A 20,528-nucleotide genomic window follows, 5' to 3' on the forward strand; every position below is an offset into this window, starting at 1 on the left:
CTTTCCGTAACGGGTCATAAATCGTGCTACGCCCTTTCTGGGGCGTGACGGGAGGAAAATCATGACGAAGAGGCGGCTGGTTCCTGCCTTGCTCGCGTCGTCGGCGGCTCTGATCATGACCGGTGCGCAGGCGATGCCCGCCGCCGCGGCCGGTGCCGCGTTCGCCGACGTCGGCACTTGTTCCCGGGTCGGCGTCGAACTGCGCTACACCGCGGCGCCCGGCGTCGACAACGACGTCCTCGTCCGCCGGGTGGGTCCCTTCATCGTCGTCTCGGACGGCGCGGGCGAGGTCGTCCCGGGCAACTGCACGAACTTCGGGGACGACGCGAGGGTGAACGCCGGGGGCATCCGGCGGGTCCGGGTGCTCACCCTCGACGGGGACGACACCGTGCGGATCACCATCGGCGCGGCGGCGATCCTGCGGGGCGGCGCCGGGGAGGACGAGCTTCGCGGCGGGCCCGGCGACGACGACATCCGGGGCGGGGCCGGCAACGACGATCTGCGCGGCGGCGCCGGCGTCGACCAGATCCGCGGCGAGGGCGACAACGACGAGATTCGCGGCGGCGACGGCGACGACGACCTGCTCGGCGGCAACGGCGACGACGACGTGCGCGGTGAGGGCGGTAACGACGAGGTGGCGGGCAACGCCGGGAACGACGAGTTGTTCGGCGGCATCGGGGATGACGCGATCAACGGCGGGGCCGGGGACGACGAGATGCTCGGCGGTCCCGGCAACGACCAGATCAACGGAGGGCAGGGCACCGACACCCTCAACGGAGGGGCGGGTGCCGACGACTGCAACGGAGGCCCGGGCCCCGAGACCGTCACCAACTGCGAATGATCCGTGTTCCACGGGCCGCGGGCCGGAGGCGGCCGACCGGCGTGAGCGACTCGCCGGTCGGGCGCCTTCGCCGATCGCGGGTCGCTCCCGGCGGGGTCTCGGAGGGGGAGGCCCCGCCGGGGTCGTCTCGTCAGCGGGGAGCGGTCTCGTGGCCGTGGCCCTCGCCCGCGAAGATCCGTAGCTGGAGGGCCAGGGTTGCGTAGTAGCCGACCAGGGTCGACAGCTCGAACAGGGCGCGCTCGCCGAGCGTCGCGACCGCCTTGTCGTATTCCACGTCCGCCAGACGCCCCGTGCGGGCCATCGCCGACGTCACCCGTACCGCCGCGAGTTCGGCCGGATCCGTCAGGTCGGGGATGCGGCCCTCGCGCAGCGCGGTCAGCTCGTCCTCGGTGAGGCCGCTGGCGCGGCCGACCGCCTCGTGGGCCTCGCGTTCGAAGTCGCTGCCCCAGTGCGCGGCCACCACGAGGATCGCCATCTCGCGTACCCGATCCGGCAGCGACGAGCCGTAGCGCACCGCCGCCCCCAGCGCCTGCAGGGCGTCGCCGACCGGCGGGCTCAGCAGCATCGCGTTGAACGGGCCGCGCAGCCGTCCCTCCTCGTCGCTGAGGGGGAAGAGCTGGGGGCCCGCCGCCCGGGGCCCGCCGGTGATGGCCCGATGGAGTTCGGTCTGCTCCGCGTCCAGCTCGTCCGGCGTGAAGCGGCGCAGTCGCCCGGTCACGCGGGCATCCTGACATCGGGCCGTACCACGGCAGGCCTCCGCTTTTCGTCGGCATCAGGTCTCGTCGCGATGATGTCAGACCCGGTCGCCGCGATCACCCGGTGGGCCGCCCGCGGCGGAGCAGCCGGACCAGGCCTGCGCTGGCCAGGACGCTCACGCCCAGGTGGGCCGCGACGAGCGTGATCTGGTAGACGCGCTGGAACGGGGTGAGGTCGGCGGCGTAGCCGCCGTCGTAGAAACCGGAGAGGAAGGCCACCAGCCCGGCGATGGTGAGCAGCAGGCAGCCGGCGATGGCCACGGCGCGGCGGGACCGGGTGGCGGCCACCACCATGACGATCTGGGCGATCATCATGGGGATGGGAGCGGACAGCCGCGCCTCCGGGCCGAGCGCGTCGAGGAAGGTGGGGTTCAGCCCGGCCGCGACCGAGATCCACGCGCCGACCAAGTCTATCGCAAGCAGCAGGCCGACGCCGCAGGACAGGGCGGAGACGAGGGAACGAGGGGCGGGGGTGGCCGGGGCGCGGACGGCGGTGGCTGTACCCGGATCGGCGGATGCGGGGGAAGCGGCGGGGCCGTGCGCGGGGGCGGCGGTGCCGGAACCGGCGGGGTGATCGACCCTGATCGGGCTCGACGTGCCGCCGGAGCCGGGTGCATCGGGGGTGTGGGCAGCGAACATGATGGTCTCCTTCGGTTGTGCGCGGCTACCGCGGACCAGGGCGGAGGCGCTGATGTGATGCCGGCTGACGGCGATTGACCGATTGACATGGCAACCGTGCGGCCGGAGGCGACCGGGTGTCTTGGGTCCACGGTCGGTGAATACAAGGGACAAATCGTCCCGTGACGTTGGGACAGCGCCGGTGACACGATGTGCCGTGTGAGGGACAAATCGGTCTGGCGGGCGGTGACGGCCGGAAGCGCGCTGATAATCGTGGTCGTGGCCGCCGTGGTCGTCGAACCGCGGCTCGTGGAGCTGGGCGCGGCCGGGATCGTCGAGCGCTTCGACGCGTTCCGGGCGGTCGCCGGTCTGGCGTTCGGGCTCCCGGGCGTGATCGTGGTCACCCAGCGGCCGGGCAACCGCATCGGATGGCTGATGGTCGCCATCGGCGCGGCCCAGGCGGTGGGCGTCGCGCTCGGCTCGTACGGCCTGCTCGGCATCTACGACGGCGGACTGCCCGGGGACGACTGGGCGATGTGGGTGTCGAACTGGATCTGGGTCCCCGCCTACGTCGCGGTCCCCACCCTGTTCCCGCTGCTGTTCCCGGACGGCCGGCTCCCCTCGCGCCGCTGGTGGCCGGCCGTCGCCGCCGCCCTGACGGGAATGACGCTCGGCACGCTCGAATGGGCGCTGCGCTCCGTGGCGCTCACCGACATACCCGGCCTCTTCCCGCCCGGCTACGTCGGGCTGTTCCCCGGACTGAACGGCCTCCCGGACGTCGGCGACGCGATCGCGGCCTGCTGCCTCATCGCCGCCTCGGCGGCGTCCATCGCCTCGCTGTTCGTCCGCTACCGGCGGGCCGGCGAGGGGACCGGCCGGGAGGAGGGCGAGCTGGTACGCCGTCGGCTGCAGTGGGTGCTGGCCGCCGCCCTGCTGACCGCGGCGCTGCTCGGCCTGGGCTTCCTCATCCCGGGCGGGCCGGTGCTGGTCACGCTGGCGGCCGTGCCGCTGCCCGCCGCGGTCGGCGTCGCCGTCGTCGTGCACCGCCTGTGGGACCTCGACCTGCTGCTGTCACGCGCGCTCGCGTCCGGCGCGGTCGCCGTCATCCTCCTGGCGGCGTACGCCTTGGCCGCCTTCGCGCTCGGCGACCTGCTCGGCGCGGGTCTCACCGCCGTCGTCGTCGCCTTCGCCGTGCATCCGCTGTACGTGCGGGCCGTGGCGAAGGCCAACCGCCTGGTGTACGGCGACCGCGACGACCCGGCCCGCGCGCTGCGCCGCCTCGGCGCCCGGCTCACCGACGCCGGTACGGCGGGCGAACTGCTCGACCGCATGGCCGCCGAGATCGCCCGCACGCTGCGGATCCGCTACGTGGCCGTCGAGGAGTCCGGCACGATCGTCGCCCGCGCGGGCGCGCCCGGGCCGGTCGTAGAGACCGTGCCGCTGCTGCATCAGGGCGAGCCCGTCGGCTCCCTGATCATCGGAGAGCGGGCACGGCCCAAGGTGCGCGCCCTGCTCGCCGAGCTGGCCCCGCACGTCGCGGTCGCCGTACACGCCCATCGGCTCAGGGCCGACCTGGAACGTTCGCACGCCCGCCTGCTCGCCGCCCGTCAGGAGGAGCGGGACCGCCTGCTGTACGAGCTGCACGACGGCCTGGGGCCGACGCTCGCCGCGCTGGCCCTGCAGGTGGACCGGGGCAGACGGCTCGTGGAGGACGACCCGGAGGAGGTCAAGCGCCTGCTGGGCGACCTGTCCGCCCGGATCCGGGTGACCGTGGACGACGTCCGCGCCATCGTCAACGACCTGCGCCCGCCGCCGCTTGACGACCTCGGCCTCGCCGGGGCGCTCGTCGAGCTGGGCCGCGGCTTCCAGGGCGACCTCGCCGTCGAGGTCGATACCCCGTCCGATCTGCCCGTCCTGCCCGCCCCGGCCGAGCTGGCGGCGTACCGGATCGCGGCCGAGGCCCTCACCAACGCCGCCCGGCACGCCACCGCCTCGCGCTGCGTGGTCCGGCTGCGCGCGGCCGAGATGCTGGAGCTGGAGGTCGACGACGACGGCGTCGGCGTGTCCGAGACCGCCCGGCGCGGCTTCGGCCTGGCGTCGATGCGCCGCCGGGCCGAGGAGCTCGACGGCACCTTCGACCTGGTCGGCGGGGCCGGGGGAACCCGCGTGGTGGTACGGCTGCCGCTCGGCGGCGTGCGATGACCCGCGTCGTGGTGGTGGAGGACCACCCGATGTTCGCCGAAGGGCTGGTCGCGCTCCTCAACGACCTGCCGGGGGTCGAGGTCGCCGGAACCGCCGGAACCGGCGAGGACGCCGTCGAACTCATCGACCGGACGCTCCCCGACGTCGTCCTGATGGACCTGCGGCTGCCCGCGATGAGCGGCGTCGAGGCCACCGAGATCATCACCCGGCGGCATCCGGGCGTCGTGGTGCTGGCGCTCACCATGCTCACCGACGACCAGACCCTGCTCGCCGCGATCCGCGCCGGAGCCCGCGGCTACCTGCTCAAGGAGGCCACCCCGGCGGAGATCGCCCGCACGGTGGAGGCGGTCGCCGCCGGTCAGGTCGTCTTCGGCCCCGGCAGCGGCGAACGCGTCCTCGCCGTCCTCGCCGGCGACGGGCTGGGCGCCCGGCCCTTCCCCGAGCTGTCGGACCGCGAACTGGAGGTCCTGGACCTGCTCGCCGACGGCCTCACCAACCAGGCGATCGCCCGCCGCCTGTTCCTCAGCGAGAAGACGATCCGCAACCACGTCTCCAACATCTTCACCAAGCTCGGCGTCCCCGACCGGGCCGCCGCCGTGGCCCGCGCCAGGGACGCGGGGCTCGGCGGCTGACATCCGGCGGGCGCTCGTGCTCGCCGTAGCGGCCGGAAACGCCGTGCTTGCGGCCGACTCGGCGAACCCGTTGCCCGGTGGGGGGCGGTGTGTCGTCGTGCGGCGGGTCTCCCGTTGAATGGGTGGCCTCGCGGTGTGCGCTGCGGGAGCCGGGCTTTCAGCCCGCGAACGGCCGGGAGGGCAGGCCCGCGCCCGCGCCGGGCACGACGAACGACTCGGCGAACCCGTTGCCCGGTGGGGAGCGGTGTGTCGTCGTGCGGCGGGTCTCCCGGTGAATGGGTGGCGTCGCCGTGCGCGCTGCGGGAGCCGGGCTTTCAGCCCGCGAACGGCTGGGAGGGCAGGCCCGCGCCCGCGCCGGGCACGACGAACAGCGACCCGGCGTCGGGCTGGACTGCCAGCACCGCCTCGGAGAGGCCCTCGGAGGCGGTGGTGACGTACAGGTCGGTCAGGTCCGGCCCGCCGAAGGCGCAGGCGGTGACCCGGGAGGCGGGAAGGTCGATCACCTGGTCCAATTCGCCCTCCGGCGTGTAGCGGTGCACGCCGCCGCCGTCCCACAGGGCCACCCACACGCAGCCGTCCGCGTCCACGGTCAGGCCGTCCGGCTGCCCCCTGGTCACGGCCGCGAGCGTACGGCGGTTCGAGATCGTGCCCGCTCCGGGCTCCACGTCGAACACGTCGATCCGGCGCAACGGCGTGTCGATGTAGTACATGAGCGTCCCGTCGGGGCTCCACCCGGTGCCGTTGCTGATCGTGACGTCGTCCAGCACCGTGGTGAAGGACCCGTCGGCCTCCACCCGGTTGAGCCGCCCGCCGCCCGGCCGCACGTCGTAGGCCATCGTGCCCGCCCACAGCCTTCCGGCCGCGTCCACCGCGGCGTCGTTGCCCCGCCGCCCCTCCACCGGCCACTGCGTCAGCCAGCGGAACGCGCCGTCCGGGTCGAGCAGGCCGACGCCGTCGCGCAGGTTGAGGACGAGCCCGCCGCCCGCGCGCGGCTTGGCGGCCCCCACGTGCTGCGGCGTCTCGACCACCGTGTCGGCCCCGGTGGCGGGGTCGTAGGTGTGTACGCGGCAGGCGAGGATGTCCACCCACACCAGCCTTCCGGTGCGGTCGTCCCAGGTGGGGCCCTCGCCCAGCGTGGCGCGGGCGGGCAGTGCGACTTCAGCCGTTCGAGGCATGGCGGTCTGCGTGCCTTTCTGTGGGTGTGCGCTTCTGTGGGTGTGCGCTTCTGTGGGTGTGCGCTTCTGTGGAGATGTGCGCTTCTGTGGAGTGTGCGCTGCGCTGCGGCGGGCCGGACCTGCTGCGTCCGGTTCGGGACGGCGACCGGGACGTTGCCCGTCCCGCCGAATTGATCGTATCCGCGCGGTCGGCCATACCGATCGGGACAGGACCGGCGCACGCGGGCGCGTCGTCGTACCGCTCGCGCGGGCGGTGCCCTAGGCTCTCGCGAGCGGGGGGAGACCGGTGCAATTTCGACGTCGTCGACGGAGGCTCGATGAGCAGTGCGTCCCTCACCCTCGACCCCGCCTTCACCGTTGGAACGGTCGATCCGCGGCTGTTCGGCTCGTTCGTCGAGCATCTCGGGCGGTGCGTCTACACGGGCGTCTTCGAGCCCGGCCACCCGGCGGCCGACGAGCAGGGGCTGCGCCGCGACGTGCTCGACCTGGTGCGGGAGCTCGGCGTCACCCTGGTGCGCTACCCGGGCGGCAACTTCGTCTCGGGCTACCGCTGGGAGGACGGCGTCGGCCCCGAGCGTCCCGTACGGCTGGACCCGGCATGGAGGTCGATCGAGCCCAACGCCTTCGGCCTGGGCGAGTTCATGACCTGGGCCCGCCGGGCCGGGGTGACGCCCATGATGGCCGTCAACCTCGGCACCCGGGGCGTGCAGGAGGCCTGCGACCTGCTGGAGTACGCCAACCACCCGGGCGGCACGGCCCTGTCGGAGCTGCGGGTGACGCACGGCGCGCTTGAGCCGTACGACATCCGCCTGTGGTGTCTCGGCAACGAGATGGACGGGCCGTGGCAGACCGGGCACAAGACCGCCGCCGAGTACGGCAGGCTCGCCGCCGAGACCGCCCGCGCCATGCGCATGATCGACCCCGGCCTGGAACTGGTCGCCTGCGGAAGCTCCGGCGCGGGAATGCCGACCTTCGGCGCGTGGGAGGCGACCGTGCTGGAGGAGGCGTACGACCAGGTGGACTACATCTCCCTGCACGCCTACTACGAGCCGCTCGGCGGCGACCTGACCACGTTCCTCGCCTCCGGGGCGATGATGGAGTCCTACATCGAGGACGCCGTCGCCACCTGCGACCACGTCCGCGCCCGCCTCAAACGGGACAAGCGCATCCAGCTCTCGTTCGACGAATGGGGCGTCTGGTATATGTCCCGCCCCGAGTCCGAGCCGCCCACCGAGTGGGAGCACGCCCCGCGCCTGCTCGAAGACCACTACAACGTGATGGACGCCGTCGTCGTCGGCAGCCTCCTCATCGCCCTGCTCCGCCACGCCGACCGCGTCAAGATCGCCTGCCAGGCCCAGCTCGTCAACGTCATCGCCCCCATCAGGACCGAGCCCGGCGGCCCCGCCTGGCGCCAGACCACCTTCCACCCCTTCGCCCAGGCCGCCCGCCACGGCCACGGCGAGGTCCTCCGCGTCGAACCCGTCTCCCCGCCGGCCGGCGACGTCCCCGCCCTGCACGCCACCGCCGTACGCGCCTCCGACGGCACCGTCACGCTCTTCGCCGTCAACCGCTCCCAGACCGACGCCCTCGACCTCACCGCCACCGTCCGCGCCCTCGGCGACGTCCGCCTCCTCGAACACACCGTCCTCGCCGACCCCGACCTCGACGCCCGCAACACCGCCGACCACCCCGACCGCGTACGCCCCCGCCCCGTCGGCACCTCCGCCGTAGGCGGCGGCACCCTCCGCGCCGTCCTCCCCCCGGTCTCCTGGAACGTCATCCGCCTGGGCTGACGCTCAATGCGTTAACGGTTCCCGACCACCCCCGCGCTTCCGATACACTTGCTTCGTCGCAAGGGGCTATAGCGCAGTTGGTAGCGCGCCTCCATGGCATGGAGGAGGTCTGGGGTTCGAATCCCCATAGCTCCACCCCGCGCACAAGGCTCGAACCCTTGCCAACAGATCGTTGGCTTTGGTTCGGGCCTTGTCGCTGTCTTCGGCCCAGCTCGGGTGCCCGTGGTCCATCGTCGCGGAGAGCGTCTCGTCGAGGTCGACGACGAGTCCGGATCGCCCATCCTGCGCGAGCTTGCGTTTGAAGGCGGTGATGTCGGTGGTCGTGTCTTCACTCGCTTTCCCTACTGGTGCGGGGTTGGTCGGAGGCCTGTGCGGGTGAGGCGTTCAGGACTCGCACCCACCCGTCGTTGCCGTTGACCCGCACGCGATCGCCGTCGCGGATCAACGTGGTCGCGTTCTGCACGCCGACGACGGCGGGGAGTCCGTACTCGCGGGCGACGACCGAGCCGTGGGTCATCATGCCGCCGACCTCGGTGACCAGGCCTTTGACGGATACGAAGGCCGGTGTCCAGCTCGGGTCGGTGTACGTGGTGACGAGGATGTCGTCGTCCCCGAAGTTCGCCTCGTCCAGGCTTGTCACAACGCGGGCGCGTCCCTCGACGATGCCGGAGGACGCCGGCAGCCCTTTCAGAGCGCCTTCCGGGACGCCGCCGGCCTCGTACTCGGCGAAGATCTCCTCGCCGTCGGAGGTCATCACGCGGGGAGGCGTGAGCCGCGCGTAGCCGACGTGGTCCTGCCGGCGTCTGGTGATCTCCGGCTCGTCGACGCGGCCGGTGCGGATGGCATCGCGCAGCTCATCGAAGGACAGGTAGAAGACGTCCTCGACATCGCGGATCGCGCCCCGGCCCTGAAGTCGTTCGGCTTCGCGGAGGAGGGCCTGCTTGATGACCCAGTAGCGCTGCACCAGCATGTACTTGGGGTACTCGCGGTATCCGATGAACGCGCGCAGCTGCGCGATCTTCCGCTTCGTCCTCTTCGCCTTCCGCCTCCCGCCGGGGAGCCGTTCGAGGCGGGCGAGGATGTCCTGCTCCTTGTCGCGCGCCGTCCGGAGGCCGCGCGCGAAGAGCTCGGCACGGGCGCCGGGCTCATAGGTCCTGATGTCCGCGAGGATCATCGGCGTCAGCGCGCTCGGATTCTCGGCGAACCGGGGCCGAGTGATGTCGATCTCGCCCGGGCACCGCATCCCGTACCGGTCGAGGTACCGCTGGACGGCGGAGGTCGTTTCGTCGCCGCCGGGCAACCGGGCGAGGTCGTCCAGGAAGGTCCGTGGATCGGGTTCGCGGAGGTAGTCGACGACCTCGGGGTGGCGTCTGACGACGTCGGCCACGTCCACCAGGTCGAGACCCATCTCGGAGGTGATGTTGTGATCGACCGACATCGACAGCGTGTTCGCGGTGCCCTTCTCGCCCAGCCACTTCTCGACGTGTTTGTCGATCCACCTCGACGCCAGAATGCCGACGTAGACGATGGACATGCTGTGTGCGTCGTAGATGGCCTGTTGGATGAGCCTCTGTTCGTGTTCGATCCGAGTCAGCAGCGCCTCGCCGGTGAGGCCGGCAAGGCGGCGGCGCAGTTCGCCCACCGCCGCGTCGTTCTCGGCCATCGCCTGCGGGACGAGCGAGGCGTCGTCGCTGCGCGACAGCCGCATGAGGTGCTTGAGGAACGACCAGGAGAAGTACCCCGTCCCCAGCCGGAGCGCTCGCTTGCCGCGCGGCAACGAGGCGATGAATCCGTCGCGCGAGACGAGGCGTTCAAGGGCGTTGTGGATCAGTGGGTCGACGCTCTTCATCGACGCGAGCAGCACCTTCCTGCCCACGGCGCTGCGCAGGTCGGTCGAGACGTCGAGGTACAGCCGCCCTCCGATCGCCACCAGCGGCACGTCGGGGAATCCCCGTTGGAAGAACGACAGGCCCAGCGGCTTCATCGCGTCGGTCATCATCTGCTGGTGGCTGAACGAGATGTAGACGTGCACGTGCCCGTCCGTGACGGTCGGGACAGGGTAGAGCGTGGTGATCGGGCGGCTCTGCACGATGAAGATGCCGCGCTCGTCCATGCACCACTCGGTGTCCTGCGGGTTGCCGTAGTGGGCTTCGATGCGCTTGCCCACGCCGGCGAGGTCGAGGATTTGCCGATCCGTCAGCGCCTGCCGATCCTGACGGTCGGGCGTGACCTCCGTCTCGATGACGCCCTGGTCCCCGTCCGGGTAGATCGCGAGCTTCTTGGTCGAGATCGTCTTGTCGACGATGCGATCGTCGCGGACCTTGTAGTTGTCGGCGGTCACCAGCCCGGAAACCACAGCCTCTCCCAGGCCGTAGCCGGCGTCGATCGACACGGTACGACGGTCGGAGGTGATGGGATCGGCGGTGAACATCACACCCGCCGTCCGCGGGAACACCATCCGCTGCACTACGACGGCGAGCAGCACGTCGCGATGGTCGAAGCCGTTCTGGATGCGGTACGTCACGGCGCGGTCGGTGAACAACGACGCCCAGCACCTTCTGATGCCGTCCAGCAGAGCCTCACGCCCGACGAGGTTCAGGTAGGTGTCCTGCTGGCCGGCGAAGGACGCGCTTGCGAGGTCCTCGGCCGTCGCGCTGGAACGCACCGCGTACGCCTGATCCGCACCCAGTTTCGCCAGTTCACCGCCGACCGCCTCGGCGACCGCGGCGGGAATCGGGGCCGCTTCGATCGTCCGACGAATCTCGCCGCCGGCCTCGGCGATCGCCCGGGTGGCGTCTTCGCCGCGTGCGCCCAATCCGATCCGCGTGAGGCGGTCCAGCAGTTCGGGCAGCCCCGGCGTCCGCGTCACCACGTGGCGGTACGCCTCGGTCGTCACGCAGAAGCCGTCCGGCACGAGGACACCGCGGATCCGGGAGAGTTCGCCGAGATTGGCCCCCTTCCCGCCGACCAATGGCGTCATCGACGCATCGATGTCGCGGAACCCAAGTACAAGTGTGTTCATCGGGTGTCCTTCCATTCCTGGCGCTTGCGGCATCGCCGGAGCGATGGGCGCCGTCACCGTCCGGTGCCGACGCCTTCCTTGATGAGGTTGATCGCCGCGCGCAGGTTCTCCACATACCGGGCTCGGTTGTTCCGGTTCCGGTAGAGCTCGCTGATACTGAAGGTCGAGATGAGGTCGATGAGCAGCCGTGAATCGACATCGGGTTTGATGAGGCCGCGTTCCTTGTCGCGCTCGACGAGCCGGACGAATCGCTCGGATGACTCCTGGCGGACCGCAGCCGCGATCTCACTGTCGTCGAGGTCGATTCGCATCCCCGCCTCGGCATAGTCCAGTTCGCCCTTGTCGGCCGCCATCGCGACCTCGGTCGAGCGCAGGATCAGCTCGAAGACATCCGCGTCAGGATGCTCATCCCGGACCTGGTTGAAGACGGCCGCCTTCCGATCCGCGATGACCTCGATCATGTAGTGATAGACGTCGTTCTTGTCCTCGAAGTACTGATAGAAGCTCCCCTTCGAGATGCCGGCCTCTTTGACGATTCGATTCACCGAAGCCTCAGCGAATGGCATGGCCGAGAACTCGCGAATTGCGGCCTCGAAGACCCTGACGCGCTTGTCCTCGCTGAGGTTGAAAAACGTCTGCTTCGGCATGTCGCTCCCAACGGCACCGGACCTATGACCAGGTGGTCACTCCATGCCCCACGAGCGTATGACCACCTGGTCACATCGTCAAGCGCGACGATGACGCCCTCGCCACGACGGGTCGATATCCGCGACCTAGGATCGGGGCATGCCCTTGACCGCGAGCGACGTGGATCGGTTCGAGGCCGCGAGGCCGCGTCTGGAGGCCATCGCGTATCGGCTGCTCGGCTCCGCCGCGGAGGCGGAGGACGTCGTGCAGGAGACGTTTCTGCGCTGGCAGGCCGCCGATGTCGAGCGCATCGAGGTGCCCGAGGCGTGGCTGACGAAGGTGCTCACCAATCTGTGCCTCAACCAGCTCACCTCCGCGCGGGCGCGCCGGGAGACCTATGTGGGGCAGTGGCTTCCCGAGCCGTTGCTCGGCGGTGATCCGATGCTCGGTCCGGCCGACACCGTCGAGCAGCGTGAGTCGGTCTCGTACGCGGTGCTGACCCTCATGGAGCGGCTCAGCCCCAACGAGCGGGCGGTGTACGTGCTGCGGGAGGCGTTCGACTATGCGCACCGGGAGATCGCCGAGATCCTCGACATCACCGAGGCCGGCAGCCAGCAGATCTACCACCGGGCCAAGAAGCACGTCGCGGACGGGAGGGCCCGTGCCCGGATCGATGAGGCCGCCGCTCGGCGGATCGTCGAGGAGTTTCTGGCGGCGGCCACCAGCGGGCAGGTCGAGCCGCTCGTGCGGCTGCTGACCGCGGACGCCGTCGCGGTCGGTGACGGCGGGGGGAAGGTCCCGGCCCGTGCCAAGGTGGTCGAGGGCGCCATGGCGGTCGCGAGGTTCCTGCGGGGGCTGTTCAAACCCGGTACGGCCAAGCGGGCGGCGGCGGGCGGCACGGCCGACGTCTACCTGTGGGCCGCCAACGGCGAGCCCGCCGTCGTGGCCGTCGTGGACGGGCGGGTCGTCGGCGTCATGTGCCTGGAGATCACCGCCGAGGGCGTGGCCGCAGTCCGAAACCAGGTCAATCCCGACAAGCTGGAACGCGCGACCGCCCAGTGGGCGGCCGTCGATCACGGGGAACCCTTGTTCAGCGTTTTCTGACGCCGGTGTGAGGTGCTTCACATCGTGCTCCCGTCAGGAAACGGCGCGCCGCCCGGTTCAAGGGGCACAACGCACAAGACAGGAGCACGGACATGCAGCACCGCATCGTCGTCCTCGGGGCCGGGTACGCCGGAGCCATCGCCGCCGGGCGTCTGGCCAAGCGGCTCCGCCCCGAGGACGTGGCCATCACCCTGGTGAACGCCGAGCCCGACTTCGTCGAACGCGTCCGCATGCACCAACTGGCGACCGGTCAGGCGCTCAAACCCCGGCCGTTGCGCGAGATGTTCGCGGGCACCGGCGTCAAGGTGACGATCGCGAAGGTCACCGGGGTAGACGTCGATCGCAGGACCGTCGCCGTCGCGGACGCGAACGGCGCCCGCGAACTCGCCTACGACACGCTCGTCTACGCCCTCGGCAGCGGCTGGAACCCCCAGGGCGTTCCCGGCGCCGCCGAATACGCCTACGAGATCGCCGGCCGTCCCGGAGCGCTGCGGCTGCGCGAGCGCCTGGCCCGGCTGGAGGCCGGGCAGGCCGTGGTCGTCGTCGGCGGCGGTCTCACCGGGGTGGAGGGGGCCGCCGAGATCGCCGAGGCCCGCCCCGACCTCGACGTCGCCCTCGTCGCGAGCGGCGGGCTCGGCGACTGGCTCTCGCCCAAGGGCCGCGAGCACCTGCGCAAGTCCTTCGGCAGGCTCGGGATCACCGTGTACGAGCACGCCGCCGTCACGGAGGTCGCAGCCGACCGCGTCACCACCGCCGACGGCACGGACATCTCGGCCGCGGTCACCGTATGGGCCACCGGCTTCGCGGTTCACCCGATCGCGAAGGCGACCGCCCTGGAGGTCTCCGACACCGGTCAGATCGTGGTCGACGGAACCATGCGCTCGGTCTCCCACCCGGATGTGTACGCCGTCGGCGACGCGGCCATGGCGAAAGGTCCCGGCGGCAAGCCGCTGCGGATGTCATGCGCCTCGGGAGGGCCGACCGCCTGGCAGGCGGCGGACGCGATCGCCGCGCGCCTGACCGGCAGGAAGGTGCCGACCACGCTGATCCGCTACTTCAACCAGTGCGTCTCGCTCGGCCGCCGGGACGGACTGATCCAGTACGTCACCGCCGACGACCGCGCCGTGAGGTCGGTCCTGACCGGGCGGATCGCCGCCGCGTACAAGGAGGTGGTCTGCAAGGGCGCCGCCTGGAGCGTCGCCAACCCCACCCTCGGCCTGCCGAGCCGGCGCCACCGCATCCTGCCGGGGCGCGCCACGGCCGGCGTGAGCGTCGCGGACGCCGTCCGCTAGCGCGATGTCGCACACCCGGGTCGGGCACCGTCACCGGGGCCGGTCGGCACGGCACGCCGACACCCCGGAGCGGTGCCCGAAGGGCGGGCCCGGCGGAGCGATGCGGGGCATCGCGTTCGGCGGATTTCCCGAACCCGCCGCGGATTACGTGGGTGGCGGTTTCGCGATGGGCATCGCGACTTCACCGGCAAGGGCGTCCGTACGCTGCTCGCGGTGGCCCGAAGTGCCCGAATACTCCCTCAAACCGGAGTACGTCTCCTGACGGCCGGGCGATCCCGCGCCGATCACCACCCGGCCGCGCCGGCGAACGAGGTGGGGGCCGGGCGGTAGCCGAGGACGCGTTCGGCGGCGGAGATGTCCAGGGTGCGTTCCGTGGCCAGATGACCGACCGCGTAGCGGGTCAGCGTCGGCGGCCGGGAGCTCCGTAGCAGGCGGAAGGTCGTCTCCGTGACGGCGGCGAGCGGCTCCACCAGGCGGGCGGGCAGGTAGCGGGGCTCGGCGTCGAGGCCGCGTTCGCGCAGGATCGCCCGCAGGGCGTCGTCGAGGACCAGCGGCTCGGGATCGGTGATGTTGAACACGCCGGTCTCGACCGGGCCGGAGGCGGCGAGCAGGCAGGCGCGCACCAGGTTCCCTACCGACGTGAGGCTGATCCGCTGGCGGCCGTCTCCCACGGCGAACAGCCTCCGGCCGCGTACGGCGGCGAGCACCCGGGGCAGCAGCGTGGTGTCGCCCGGCCCGTAGACCGCGTGCGGGCGCAGCACGATCGCGCGCCCGGCGAGCGCGAGCTCCGCGGCGGCCTTCGAGGCGCCGTAGGCGTTGACGTACCTTCGGACGGGCGCTTCGTCCTCGGTGGCCCGCACGGTCGGGCGGAACGGGTCGTACACGCTCGCGGTGCTGACGTGCACGAACCTGGCGCGCGGAAAGGCGGCGGCGACGTTGCGGGTGCCCGTGACGTTGGCCGCCCAGATCTCCCGCGGCGGCCCCCAGTCGGTGACGCTCCCCGCGCAGTGGATCACCGCGTCGACCTCCGGGAGGGCGCCGGGCGGCGGCGCGGTGATGTCCCACGATCGGTAGGGGGCACCGGCCACGTGCGCGGCGGCGACGCTGCTCCGCCGTCCGAACGCGTACGTCTCCCAGCCGCGCGCCACCGCCGCCCGGCACACCGCCCCGCCGACGAACCCGGAGGCTCCCGTCACCGCCACCCGCATCGACCCACCGCCCACGTCAGAGTCTCCGTCGTCATCATGCGGGCCGTACGGGTGAGCCCGAGAAGCCGGACCCGGCGAAGCGACGCGGTCACAGCACCGGCGATCGACCCCGCGACCGGCTTCGCCAGAAGCGATGGCGGGGGACCACAGGATTTCATGTCGCCGTCGTGCCGCTGAGGATGGCGCGCAGGGCGGCGCGGTCGAGCTTCTCGGTACGGCCCGCGCGCGGAAGCGACCCCAGCACGACGACGCGGTCCGGCAGCGCACCGGCGTCCACGATCTCGGGAAGGGCCTTGCGCAGCCGGATCTCGTCGAAGCCGGACGAGGCGGGCACCACCGCGAGCACCACCTCCTCGTCGCCGGTCTCCGGATCGGCGAGTCCCACGATGGCCGCCTCGGCGACCCCGGGCAGCGCGGCGATCGCGGGCTCGTACAGGCCGGGGTAGATGTTGAACCCGTCCCGCAGCAGCATGTCCTTCTTCCTGCCGAGCAGCACCAGCCGTCCCTCGGCGTCGATCCGCGCCAGATCGCCGGTCGCCACCTCCCGCAGGGGCGGCTCGCCCAGGTAGCCGCGCGCGAGGTGCGGGCCGGAGACGAACAGCTCGCCGTCGTCGGCGACCCGCACGCCGACGCCGGGCAGCGGCGGGCCGAGCAGGTCGCCGTCGAGGTGGGCGAGCTTCTCCTCGGCCGTGGCGACCGCGATCGGCAGGGCCTCGGTCATCGCGTACACCGACAGCACGTTCACGTGCGGCCCGGCCGCGATCGCCCGGCGCAGCACGGCGGGCGGCGCGGGCGCGGTGCCGAGCAGCAGGTGACGCAGCCCGCCGGGCAGCCTCGCCGGGCCGTCGAGCAGGGCGGCGAGCCGTACCGGCACGCAGAAGGCGTGGGTGGCGTTCCGCTCGGCGAGTTCGGCCAGGTAGCGGCCGGGGTCGCCGGGAAGCGACCAGGTGGCCCCGGCCATGAGCGCCGGGAGGCCGAGCATGAGCTGGTCGGTGTGCACCACGTCGCCCGGCCCGAGCGGGAAGATCTCGCGCAGCATCGCCGCCCCGCGGGCCAGCGACTCGGAGCTGTGGACGACCCCCTTGGGCCGCCCGGTCGTGCCGGAGGTGAACACCACCACGGCGGGCCGCCCCGGCTCGGCGTGCGGCTCGGCCGGGTCGCCGTCCGGCAGCCGGCGCAGGGACAGGGCTCCGCGCGGGACGCCCGGCAGCCAGGGTCCGGTGTGCAGGTGGCGGAGGGTACGGCCGGGCAGCGGGTCGGCCAGCCGGGGCAGGAGCAGGCCCCTGCGACGGGCGAGCGCGCGCAGCGGCCCGCTCAGCAGGTACAGCGGCGACTCCGCGATCACCCAGCGGGGCCGGGCGGCGGCGAGGCGGCCCGCGAGCACGGCGGGGGCCAGCCCGGGATCGACCAGCATGATCATCCCGCCCGCCGCGACCGTGCCCACGGCCGTCACCACCGCGTCGGGGCCGGGCCGCACTGCGAACAGCACAGTCTCGCCCGCGTCCAGCGGGCCGAGGGCGGACCGGACGGCGAGGACGCGCCGGGCGAGCTCGCCGTACGTCAGGGTGCGGCCCCGCCCGTCGATGATCGCGACGGCGTCGGGGGTACGGCGAGCGGCCGAGAGCACCTCGGACACGATGTCGTGCCCGGGGTCGTGCTCGCGATCGTGCCCGGGGTCGTGCTCGGGGTCGTGCCCGGGATCGTGTTCGGGCTCGAAGGGCGGAAGCGGCGGAGTCATCGGGCTGCCTTGATCCATAGGTACCGGTACGTGGGGAGAAGCACGCCTCGGGCGGCTCGGCGGCCCACCACCTGGGGCGAGTGCCGCAGCACGACCTCGGCCACCGCGCGGATCTCGGCGAGGGCGAGCGGATAGCCGATGCAGAAGTGCGGCCCCGCGCCGAACCACAGGCGGCGCACCTCCGGCGGATGCCGGAGGGAAAGATCGAAGGGGCCGTAGGCGCGGCAGCAGTTATGCGTGGCGATCACGATGCGGTCGCCGGGCCGTACCCGGACGCGCCCGACGCGGGCGGGGGCGGACACCGAGCGCAGCATCACCGGGGTCGGCGTGGTGACCCGCATGGCCTCCTCGACGGCCGCGTCCAGCCCGTCGGCATCGACCGTGACGCCGTGGTCGTACAGGAGCGCGACGAACCGGGGGACGAACGTGGCGACCGTCTCGGTGCCGGTGAGGAAGAACGCGCCCGCCGCCCCGCGCGCCTCCGCCTCCGACAGGCCCAGCGCCCGCATCCGCCCCATGACCGTGGACTCCTCGCCCCGGCAGTACGCCGCCGAGGCGATCTCCCCGATCCGGTCGAGCACCCGGCGGGCGGCCGCGATCTGCCGGTCGGAGAGCCGCCGCGAGCGCAGCGACACCATCGCGACGACCCGCTCCCCCTCCTCGAACAACTCCCTGGCCGCCGCCTCGCCCACCTCGCCCAGGCCGATCACCCGGCAGATGACCGCGCCCGCCATCAGCCGCATCGTGTCCACCAGATCGACGGTCTCACCCGCGCCCAGCCGTCGGTCGAGGCCGGCGAGCGGCTCGCGCAGCACGTCGGCCACGAGCGCCCCGGTGTACCCCGGCGTGAACAGCGGCGAAAGCCTGCGCCGCAGCGCCAGGTGGGCCTCGCCCTCCATGTTGAGCAGCACCGACGGCCCGAGCACCGGCGTCCACAGGTCACCGGGCGAGCCCGGCCCGTCCTTGCGGAACCGCGCGTCGGTGAGCACCTCCCGCGCCACCGCCGCGTCGTTCACCACGACGCCGAGCCCCGGCACGCGTACGGCGGGACCGAGCCTGGCGAGCAGCCGGAGCAGGGGATAGGCGATCGGGTGCGCGGCCAGGTAGAGCCGGGCCTCATGGTCCGGCCATGCCGTGATCCAAGCGCGTCGTGGGGTGGGCTGGGGGGAGTGGCGAGGCGGCCTTGTGCCGGTGGTCATCGGTCACCTCCGATAAGGCTCGCCACGTACCGAGAGGGGAGTCGGAGCAGGGGATGCGCGGCCACCTGGGCGCGTTGCGGAGCGGGTGGGGCAGGTCGGCGAGGTTGCCCTATGCCGGTGGTCACCGGCGACCTCCGGTAAGGCCCATCGCCCGTCGAGAGAGGAACCCGGCGGGGGTGGGCGCTTCGCTGCCAACGGCGTGGGCACTCACGAAAGACCTCCTGTGGTGCGGGCCACGTCGGCCTGCTGTCGGGCCACGTTGGCGCGGGCCTCGTACTCACATCGCCGGAGCGGCACAGGCCGAAGCGGGACCCCGCACCGGCGACGGCGGGCATCTCCCCCGTGTACGCGGTGAAGTACGTCACCGGATGTCGACCACGTCGGGACGGTAGCGGTGGTCGGCGTACCAGGCGAGGGTGCCGATCAGGCCGTACGCGCGCAGGCGGCGCACCGAGCCGTAGACCACGACGTCGCGGCGGGAGGCGTACGCGGAGGTGACGCGCCGGACCGCGTTGACCAGGGCGCGGTCCTCGTGCACCTCCTCGATCGCGGTGCGGGGAAAGCCGCCCGCCCGCACGTACAGGTCGGCGGTGATCGCCACGGCGCAGCCGGGCATCATGACGTACGGCCCCAGGTAGGCGGGGTCGCGGTTGCCCGGCCGGATCCGGCCAAACGTCGCGGCGACCTGCACCACGGCGGGGATGAGCCACCGCTCCCACAGCTTGAGGGGGAACTCGTCGGTCCTCGGCCGCAGCCGCCCGCCGACCATCTCCAGCCCGTCGCCGAACGCCCGGCGGATGTTGCGCACCCAGTCGCGCCGGGGCAGGCAGTCGGCGTCGGTCCTGGCCAGGTGGGTGGCGCCGTGCGCGATCGCGTGCCGCATGCCGGTGTCGGAGGCCGCCCCGGTGCCCTTGCGGGGTTCGGTGATCACCTGGACGCCGAGGTCCCGGACGATCTCGGCGGTGCCGTCGGTGCTCCCGTTGTCCACGACGAGCAGGGTGAAGTCCTTGTCATCCTGCTCGGCGAGCGCGCGCAGGGTCGTGGCGATGCCCGCCGCCTCGTTGTACGCGGGCACGATCACCCACAGGTTCATCGGGGCCGCCATCACATCTCCGCGAGCATGACGCCGAGGCTGATCCCGCCGCCGAGACCGAGCAGCGCCACCCTGTCCCCGGGCGACCAGCCGCCCAGGGCGAGCTGTAGCGGCAGCGTCGCGGAGGCGCAGTTGCCGTGCTCGGGCAGCGTCACCACCAGCCGGTCCTCCGGGATGTCGAGCAGCCGGGCGAGATGGCGCAGGTACGGCAGGGCGACCTGGTGCACGGCCACGACCGCGAAGTCGTCCCAGGTCAGCCCGGTCCGTTTGAGGGCGTTGCGGAAGATGTCGGGGCCGACGAGCTCGAACGCCTCCTTCAGGCGCCGCCCGTCGCCCCGGAAGTACCCGTACTCCGGATCCCGGGGATGCGCCGTCCCGCCGCCGGGCAGCGTCCCGATCGCCCAGGCCGTGGAGTCCGCCGCGAAGTCCCGGTAGAAGACGCCGCGATCCGGGTCGGCGGTCATGACGACCGCCGCCCCCGCGTCCGACAGCGTGAACCCGGCGAACGCGTCCACGAACTGCGCCCGATCCCGAATCCGCCAGCGGATCGCCCGCGACGGCACCTCCCCCGTGCACACCAGCACCTTGCGGTGCACCCCCGTACGGATCAGCGCCTCGGCCACCTGCATGCCGTTGAGCACGCTGTTGCAGGCGTTCTTCACGTCGAACACCGGGCACGACAGGCCGAGCTTGGCCGCGACGATGTGCGCCGTGGCGGGTTCGACCATGTCCTGCGACGCCGAGGCGAAGATGAGCAGATCGACGCCGTCGAGCTGCGCCGGGTCGAGTTTCCTGATCGCCTCCACGGCCAGATCCGAGGCCTGCTGATCGTCTCCGGCGACGTGACGCCACCGGACGCCGGTGAGGCGTTCCACGATGCCCGCGTGGGGGACATATCCCTCGATCCGCCGCTCGACCTCGTCGCTGCCGAGCCTGCGATCAGGCAGATAGGTCGCGACCCCGGTGACACGGGCCTTCATCCAACCCCCAGCACTTACAGCCCATATGTCCGCTTTTGCGGTGTGCCGAAATGTACCGGACCCGGGTTGCAGCGCACTTGCGATCGTCTCGGAGCCCGCGGGAACCGGCCTCGCCGACGCGCAAGCCCGGCGAAGAGGCCCGGCGATGAGAACGAGGCGCTCCCGGTATGCCTACCGCCCTTGGCGAAGGGCACAAGCATCCGGGCAGGGTTCGTGCCGGCGTACGAAGCGGGCGGGCGGCGGGGTGCC

Annotated in this window: 16 protein-coding genes and 1 tRNA gene; 7 read left to right on the forward strand and 10 right to left on the reverse strand. The window is 72.2% G+C overall.

Going from position 1 to position 20,528, the window contains the following annotated elements; genetic code table 11:
- Positions 1-61: 61 nt before the first annotated feature.
- Positions 62-841, forward strand: coding sequence for a calcium-binding protein (locus AB0K60_RS00275; RefSeq protein WP_364046689.1), 780 nt, complete (start codon positions 62-64; stop codon positions 839-841).
- 130 nt (positions 842-971) lie between these two features.
- On the opposite strand, the gene AB0K60_RS00280 is transcribed toward AB0K60_RS00275, so the two are convergent.
- Both AB0K60_RS00280 and AB0K60_RS00285 read right to left on the reverse strand, forming a co-directional pair.
- A complete protein-coding gene (locus tag AB0K60_RS00280) occupies positions 972-1,559 on the reverse strand; it encodes a carboxymuconolactone decarboxylase family protein (protein WP_364046692.1) in 588 nt (195 codons plus the stop codon).
- 94 nt (positions 1,560-1,653) lie between these two features.
- Complete coding sequence (locus AB0K60_RS00285; RefSeq protein WP_364046695.1) at positions 1,654-2,235, reverse strand: hypothetical protein; 582 nt, start codon at positions 2,233-2,235, stop codon at positions 1,654-1,656.
- Positions 2,236-2,433: 198 nt separating this feature from the next.
- Here AB0K60_RS00285 and AB0K60_RS00290 point away from each other — a divergent pair, with 198 nt between their 5' ends.
- Together AB0K60_RS00290 and AB0K60_RS00295 are read left to right on the forward strand one after the other, a co-directional pair.
- Positions 2,434-4,416 carry a GAF domain-containing sensor histidine kinase gene (locus AB0K60_RS00290; RefSeq protein ID WP_364046698.1) on the forward strand — a complete coding sequence of 661 codons (1,983 nt, stop codon included), beginning with the start codon at positions 2,434-2,436 and terminating at the stop codon, positions 4,414-4,416.
- Positions 4,413-5,048, forward strand: a complete 636-nt coding sequence (locus AB0K60_RS00295) for a response regulator transcription factor (RefSeq protein WP_364046701.1) — start codon at positions 4,413-4,415, stop codon at positions 5,046-5,048. Before AB0K60_RS00290 ends, AB0K60_RS00295 begins: the two co-directional genes overlap by 4 nt.
- A 314-nt stretch (positions 5,049-5,362) precedes the next feature.
- Here AB0K60_RS00295 and AB0K60_RS00300 read toward each other — a convergent pair whose 3' ends face one another.
- On the reverse strand, positions 5,363-6,223 hold the full coding sequence (locus tag AB0K60_RS00300; protein WP_364046704.1) for an SMP-30/gluconolactonase/LRE family protein: 861 nt from the start codon (positions 6,221-6,223) through the stop codon (positions 5,363-5,365).
- A gap of 317 nt (positions 6,224-6,540) precedes the next feature.
- Between AB0K60_RS00300 and AB0K60_RS00305 the strand changes: the two genes are divergently transcribed.
- Both AB0K60_RS00305 and AB0K60_RS00310 read left to right on the forward strand, forming a co-directional pair.
- Complete coding sequence (locus tag AB0K60_RS00305) at positions 6,541-8,016, forward strand: alpha-N-arabinofuranosidase (RefSeq protein ID WP_364046707.1); 1,476 nt, start codon at positions 6,541-6,543, stop codon at positions 8,014-8,016.
- A 62-nt stretch (positions 8,017-8,078) separates the two neighbouring features.
- Positions 8,079-8,151: transfer RNA gene (locus AB0K60_RS00310), tRNA-Ala, on the forward strand.
- 193 nt (positions 8,152-8,344) lie between these two features.
- Here AB0K60_RS00310 and rph read toward each other — a convergent pair.
- Together rph and AB0K60_RS00320 are read right to left on the reverse strand one after the other, a co-directional pair.
- A complete protein-coding gene (gene rph / locus AB0K60_RS00315) occupies positions 8,345-11,038 on the reverse strand; it encodes a rifamycin-inactivating phosphotransferase (RefSeq protein WP_364046710.1) in 2,694 nt (897 codons plus the stop codon).
- Positions 11,039-11,091: 53 nt separating this feature from the next.
- On the reverse strand, positions 11,092-11,685 hold the full coding sequence (locus AB0K60_RS00320) for a TetR/AcrR family transcriptional regulator (protein ID WP_364046713.1): 594 nt from the start codon (positions 11,683-11,685) through the stop codon (positions 11,092-11,094).
- Between the two features lie 139 nt (positions 11,686-11,824).
- On the opposite strand from AB0K60_RS00320, the gene AB0K60_RS00325 reads away from it, so the two are divergent.
- Positions 11,825-12,769, forward strand: coding sequence for an RNA polymerase sigma-70 factor (locus AB0K60_RS00325; RefSeq protein ID WP_364046715.1), 945 nt, complete (start codon positions 11,825-11,827; stop codon positions 12,767-12,769).
- Positions 12,770-12,861: 92 nt separating this feature from the next.
- Positions 12,862-14,061, forward strand: coding sequence for an FAD-dependent oxidoreductase (locus AB0K60_RS00330; RefSeq protein WP_364046717.1), 1,200 nt, complete (start codon positions 12,862-12,864; stop codon positions 14,059-14,061).
- A gap of 284 nt (positions 14,062-14,345) precedes the next feature.
- On the opposite strand, the gene AB0K60_RS00335 is transcribed toward AB0K60_RS00330, so the two are convergent.
- The 5 genes from AB0K60_RS00335 to AB0K60_RS00355 form a co-directional block, all read right to left on the reverse strand.
- Entirely contained in the window at positions 14,346-15,284 is a 939-nt protein-coding gene (locus AB0K60_RS00335) for an NAD(P)-dependent oxidoreductase (protein WP_364046719.1), read from the reverse strand.
- Positions 15,285-15,423: 139 nt separating this feature from the next.
- A complete protein-coding gene (locus tag AB0K60_RS00340) occupies positions 15,424-17,007 on the reverse strand; it encodes a class I adenylate-forming enzyme family protein (RefSeq protein ID WP_364046721.1) in 1,584 nt (527 codons plus the stop codon).
- On the reverse strand, positions 17,004-18,206 hold the full coding sequence (locus AB0K60_RS00345; protein WP_364046725.1) for a cytochrome P450: 1,203 nt from the start codon (positions 18,204-18,206) through the stop codon (positions 17,004-17,006). Before AB0K60_RS00345 ends, AB0K60_RS00340 begins: the two co-directional genes overlap by 4 nt.
- Positions 18,207-18,567: 361 nt before the next feature.
- Positions 18,568-19,311, reverse strand: coding sequence for a glycosyltransferase (locus AB0K60_RS00350; RefSeq protein WP_364046728.1), 744 nt, complete (start codon positions 19,309-19,311; stop codon positions 18,568-18,570).
- The gene (locus tag AB0K60_RS00355) at positions 19,311-20,279 is read right to left on the reverse strand and encodes a ketoacyl-ACP synthase III (protein WP_364046731.1); all 969 of its coding nucleotides are present in this window, start codon (positions 20,277-20,279) and stop codon (positions 19,311-19,313) included. The genes AB0K60_RS00350 and AB0K60_RS00355 overlap by 1 nt, the downstream gene beginning before the upstream one ends.
- Positions 20,280-20,528 lie beyond the last annotated feature (249 nt).

The sequence above is a fragment of the Thermopolyspora sp. NPDC052614 genome (genome assembly GCF_040678635.1).
Taxonomy (GTDB): Bacteria; Actinomycetota; Actinomycetes; order Streptosporangiales; family Streptosporangiaceae; genus Thermopolyspora.